Origin of the sequence: Stenotrophomonas sp. 2YAF22 (genome assembly GCF_052114665.1) — a bacterium.
GTDB classification, from domain to species: Bacteria; Pseudomonadota; Gammaproteobacteria; order Xanthomonadales; family Xanthomonadaceae; genus Stenotrophomonas; species Stenotrophomonas indicatrix.
This window is the reverse complement of the sequence record NZ_JBFRFE010000317.1, coordinates 1-4,868: the sequence shown is the minus strand read 5'-3', so window position 1 is coordinate 4,868 and position 4,868 is coordinate 1. Positions and strand designations below refer to the sequence as shown.

At 67.8% G+C, this 4,868-nt stretch carries 5 protein-coding genes and 1 pseudogene; 1 reads left to right on the top strand and 5 read right to left on the bottom strand.

The features are described 5' to 3' along the window. Both AB4Y84_RS13305 and AB4Y84_RS13300 read right to left on the bottom strand, forming a co-directional pair. Positions 1–972, bottom strand: a pseudogene (locus AB4Y84_RS13305) (S9 family peptidase); the annotation flags it as partial. A 69-nt stretch (positions 973–1,041) separates the two neighbouring features. After that, positions 1,042–1,359 (bottom strand): hypothetical protein, encoded by a 318-nt coding sequence (locus AB4Y84_RS13300; RefSeq protein WP_032976554.1) that lies wholly within the window; start codon positions 1,357–1,359, stop codon positions 1,042–1,044. A 126-nt stretch (positions 1,360–1,485) separates the two neighbouring features. Here AB4Y84_RS13300 and AB4Y84_RS13295 point away from each other — a divergent pair, with 126 nt between their 5' ends. Beyond that, the gene (locus AB4Y84_RS13295) at positions 1,486–2,085 is read left to right on the top strand and encodes a lipocalin family protein (RefSeq protein WP_025877305.1); all 600 of its coding nucleotides are present in this window, start codon (positions 1,486–1,488) and stop codon (positions 2,083–2,085) included. A gap of 161 nt (positions 2,086–2,246) precedes the next feature. On the opposite strand, the gene AB4Y84_RS13290 is transcribed toward AB4Y84_RS13295, so the two are convergent. The 3 genes from AB4Y84_RS13290 to AB4Y84_RS13280 all read right to left on the bottom strand — a co-directional run. Beyond that, positions 2,247–2,936: a methionine ABC transporter permease gene (locus AB4Y84_RS13290; protein WP_025877307.1), complete on the bottom strand. Its 690-nt coding sequence runs from the start codon at positions 2,934–2,936 to the stop codon at positions 2,247–2,249. Then, positions 2,933–3,940, bottom strand: a complete 1,008-nt coding sequence (locus AB4Y84_RS13285) for a methionine ABC transporter ATP-binding protein (protein WP_442250263.1) — start codon at positions 3,938–3,940, stop codon at positions 2,933–2,935. Before AB4Y84_RS13285 ends, AB4Y84_RS13290 begins: the two co-directional genes overlap by 4 nt. Positions 3,941–4,119: 179 nt before the next feature. Further along, on the bottom strand, positions 4,120–4,868 hold a 749-nt coding region (locus tag AB4Y84_RS13280), incomplete at its 5' end, for a DMT family transporter (protein WP_442250262.1).

The following is a 4,868-nucleotide window of genomic DNA, read 5'->3' as shown; positions in this document are numbered from 1 at the left end:
CAGGAAATCATCCAGCTTGGTCACCAGCAGTGCGCCGGAGGCGTAGGTCTTGCCACCCACGGTCCACGGATCGCGCAGTTCCAGGGTCAGCCACTGCTTGTGCAGGCCCTTCTCGGCCGAGTTCGGCGCATCGATCCTGGTCAGCTTGCCATCGTCGCCGCGCAGGTAGATCTCGTTGTTGTAGAAGGCCAGCGTACGGCTGACCAGGTTGCGCTCGAAGCCCGGGGTGTCATCGTGCATCGCCGCGATGTACATGTCTTCCGGCTTGCCTTCGTAGACCAGGCTGGCGGCGGACATCGGCGTGCCACGCTTCCACAGCTTGGCCACGCGCGGGTAACCGGAGGTGGTCATCGAGCCGCTGCCGAAATCGGTGTAGACGAACACGGTGTCGCGGTCGATCCAGCTCAGGCCGCCCTTCGATTCGGGACGGAAAAAGCCGTCCTTGATCCAGCTCTTGCTGGCCAGGTCGAACTCGCGGGTGACATCGGCGTCGGCACCGCCGCGCGACAGCGCGATCAGGCAGCGGCTGTAATCCGGACGCAGGCAGTCAGCGCCGTGCCAGACCCAGTTCTCGTTTTCGGCCTTGTTCAGCGCATCCAGGTCGAGCACGGTTTCCCAGGTCGGCGAGGCCTTGCGGTACTCGGCCAGGGTGGTGCGACGCCACAGGCCACGCTCGTGCTGCTTGTCCTTCCAGAAGTTGTAGTAGTAATCGCCGATCTTCTGCACGCCGGGAATCTTGGCGTCCGAGTCGAGCACCTCGCGGATGCTGCTCTCCATCTGCTTGAAGGCCGGGGTCTGCGCCAGGCGCGCCTCGGACTTGGCGTTCTGTTCCTTGACCCAGGACAACGGCTTGTCGCCGGTGACGTCCTCCAGCCAGGCGTAACGGTCGGTGTCTTCAGCGGCCACGGCGGTACCCACCGAGGCAGCGGTCATCATGCCGGCCAGCAGGCAGGCGGAAGCGAATCGTGACATTGCAGCTCCAGGCAGTCATTAGCCGTGGAACGCTAGCATGGATCACCGGGGCCGCCCCCGTGTCGAAGGTCAGGCCGTGGCGGTGTGCGCCTTGCGCGTACGTGTGGGGGAGCGCCGCCGGGCCTGCCCATGGTCGCGTCGCAGCGAGCGGAGCGCGGCCAGCGTTGGCAACGGGCAGCGCAGCAGTGCCCACCAGGCCGCCAACGGCATGCCGACCAGCCACAGCGGCAGCCAGCCCAGCCAGGCACTGCTGCCGCGCGCGGCCGGCCACACCAGCACCACGGCCAGGCCAGCAAGGGCGAGCTGCGGCACCACCCGCAACAGGCGCGGATCGGCGCGTTCGCTGACGCGTTCAGTTGGCGGGCGGTGGCGGGGACGTGTGCGCATGCGGATTCTCCGGTGGTCGATGGCGGTCAGCTTGGCTGCGGGGCTTCTCACCGGCTGCGACACCATTGACGGATGGCGTGCACACAGTGACCATGCGCGGGCAAGCCCACTGGAGCCCGCTCCCGCATGACCTCGATCCGCCCGCTCTGCGCTGTGTTGCTGGCCCTGTCCCTGGGCGGTCCGGCAGTGGCTGCCAATTCCCCACCGTCGTCCCGCAACAGCGCCGCGGAAGCCTCTGCAGATGGGGTGATCGACCTGCAGCGCTTCATGGGGACCTGGTACGTGATCGGCCGCGTGCCGAACTTCATCGAGCGCGGCCACGTCGCCAGCGTCAACCAGTACGAGCTGCGCGAGGACCACAAGGTCGCCATCACCTATCGCTACCGCGATGGTTTCGGTGAACCGCTGCAGGAAATCCGTGCGCGCGCCAGCGTCGATCCCGACAGTGGCAACCACGGCTGGCGCACCTGGTTCTACCGGGTCGTGCCGACCCATTCGCGGGTGCTGGAAGTGGCGCCGGACTATTCCTGGGCGCTGATCGGCTACCCGGGCCGCGAGATGGCCTGGATCTTCGCCCGCACGCCTGACATGGACAAGGCGCTGTACAAGGACCTGGCCGAACGCCTGCGCGACGAGTACGGGGTGAACACCGATAAGCTCAAGCGCGTGCCGCAGCACGCCGAGCAGGTGGGCAAGCTGGGCTACGAAGTACCGAACGTGCGTTGACCGCACACGGTGGTAGGGCCGGCCGCTGGCCGGCAACTGCACGATGTTTCCCGCGTCCATGAGGTTGCCGGCCAGCGGCCGGCACTACCAGACAAGACATGAGGTTGCCGGCCAGCGGCCGGCACCACCCTGAACGATGCCGGGCGCCGCCCGGCATTCTGTTATCTGCGGCTGTAATGCGCGACCAGACGGTCGCCGAGCATCTGCAGCAGCTGCACCAGCACCAGCAGCAGGACCACCGTGACCAGCGCCACGTCGGTGTGCGAGCGCTGGTAGCCGTCGCGGAAGGCCAGGTCGCCCAGGCCACCGGAACCGATCGCACCGCCCATCGCAGTGAAGCCGATCAGGGCCACGGTGGTCACCGTCGCACCGGCAATCAGGCCCGGCCGTGCTTCGGGCAGCAGCACGCGGGTGACCAGCTGCCAGGTGGTGGCGCCCATGGCCTGGGTCGCCTCGATCACCCCGCGGTCCACTTCACGCAGGGCGGTTTCCACCAGCCGCGCATAGAACGGTGCAGCGCCGATGACCAGCGGCACGATCGCGCCACGCACGCCCAGCGAGGTGCCCATCATGAACAGGGTCACCGGGATCAGCACGATCATGAGAATGATGAAGGGCACCGAGCGCAGCAGGTTCACCACCAGCGCAAGCACGCCGTAGGCAACCGGCCGGCGTTTCAGCTGTGGCGCACCGAACAGGTACAGCAGCACGCCCAGCGGCAGGCCGATGGCCAGGGTCAGCGGCAGCGAACCGGCCAGCATCAGCAGGGTGTCGATGGTGGCTTGGCCGATGTCGGCCCACTTGCCTGCATCCAGGTGACGGAAAAAGCCGCCAGCGGTGGCGATGATCATCGGCGCAGTTCCTCAACGTGAACGCCGGCGGCCACGAACGCGGCCTGCGCAGCGGACTGATCACCGCCCACCAGGGCGACGATCAGCTGTCCATACGGGGTGTCCTTGATCCGGTCGATACGGCCGGACAGGATGTTGTAGTCGACCCCGGTCTGCCGCGCGACGCTGCCAAGCAGGGGTTCGTAGGTGTCGGCGCCGAGGAAGGTCAGGCGCACGACACGGCCACCGACCGCGTCGAAATCGCGGTGCAGCGTCCCCTCGTCCACCTGCTCCGATTCGCTGACGAAACGGCGGGTGGTCGGGTGCTGCGGGTGCAGGAACACCTTCGTTACCGGGCCGGTCTCGACCAGCTGCCCGGCATCGAGCACGGCCACGCGATCGCAGACACGACGGATCACATCCATCTCGTGGGTGATCAGCACGATGGTCAGGCCCAGTTCGCGGTTGATCTTCGACAGCAGCGCCAGCACCGAGGCGGTGGTCTGCGGGTCCAGCGCGCTGGTGGCCTCATCGCACAGCAGGATCTGCGGACGGGTGGCCAGCGCCCGGGCAATACCCACACGTTGCTTCTGGCCGCCCGACAGCTGCGCGGGATACTTGTCCGCATGCGCCTGCAGGCCCACGGTCTGCAGGAGTTCGGCCACGCGTGCATCGATCTCGGCCTTCGGCGTTCCGGCCAGYTCCAGCGGGAAGGCGACRTTGCCSGYCACCGTGCGCGAGGACAGCAGGTTGAAGTGCTGGAAGATCATGCCGATCCGGCGGCGCAGCGCGCGCAGGCCTTCCGGATCCAACGCGGTGACATCTTCGCCGGCGATCAACAGGCGGCCACCACTGGGCTCCTCCAGGCGGTTGATCATGCGGATCAGCGTCGATTTGCCCGCACCGGAATGGCCGATGATGCCGAACACCTCGCCGGCCTCGATGGTCAGGTCCAGCGGCTGCAGCGCGCTGACTGCGCGGCCGGCAACGGCATAGGATTTGTGCAGGCGCTGGAACTCGATCACGGGATCAGCTCACCGGGAGGGCGATGGAAGGGGGCGTGCAGCCTACCAGCGCCGGCGCTCGCGCGCCCGCGCCATGGGCCAGAATGTTATTCCTTTTGGTTCTAAGTCGCCCGCACCGGCGCATTGGCCGGGGTCGGATCCCCGCAGGGGCTCTGACCCCATTCCCCGGCCAAACCGGTTCAGGGATGGTCCAACGGTTTCGGCGGCTCCTGCCGGTTCACCCGTTCGCGGTGCAGCAGGTACAGGCCCGAGGCGACGATGATCGCCGCGCCCGCCCAGGTGTAGCCATCAGGCAGCTGCCCCCAGAACGCCAGGTCCCAGCCGATCACCCAGACCAGGCCGCTGTACTCCAGCGGCGCGATCATCGAGGCCTCACCCAGCTGGAAGGCCTTGGTCAGTGCGATCTGGCCCAGTGCGCCGGCCAGGCCCATGCCGGCGATCAACGGCGCATGCGCCATCTGCAGCGGCACCCAGCCGGGGATCGCCAGCAGCCCTGCGCCGATGGCCATGATGACCAGGAACCAGACCACCATCGACTGCGAGGTATCGGTGCGGGTCAGCAGGCTGACGGTGATCGCGGCGATGGCATAGGCGGTGGCGGCGGCCAGCACCATCAGGCCCGGCACCGAGATGAAACCGCCCACGCCCGGCCGCAGCACCACCAGCACGCCGACCAGGCCGATGCCGATGGCGACCCAGCGCCGCGGCCCGACCCGCTCGCCCAGCAGCGGCACCGACAGTGCGGCAATCAGCAGCGGCGCGACGAAATAAATGGTGTAGGCGGTGGACAGCGGCAGGTCGCGCAGGGCGAACACGAAGCAGCCGATCATCGCCATGCCCAGCCCGCCGCGCAGCAGGTGCAGCCCCCAGCGGCGCGGGATCAGCGAGCGTGGCCCGGCACTGGCCAGCACCCAGACCAGCACGAAGG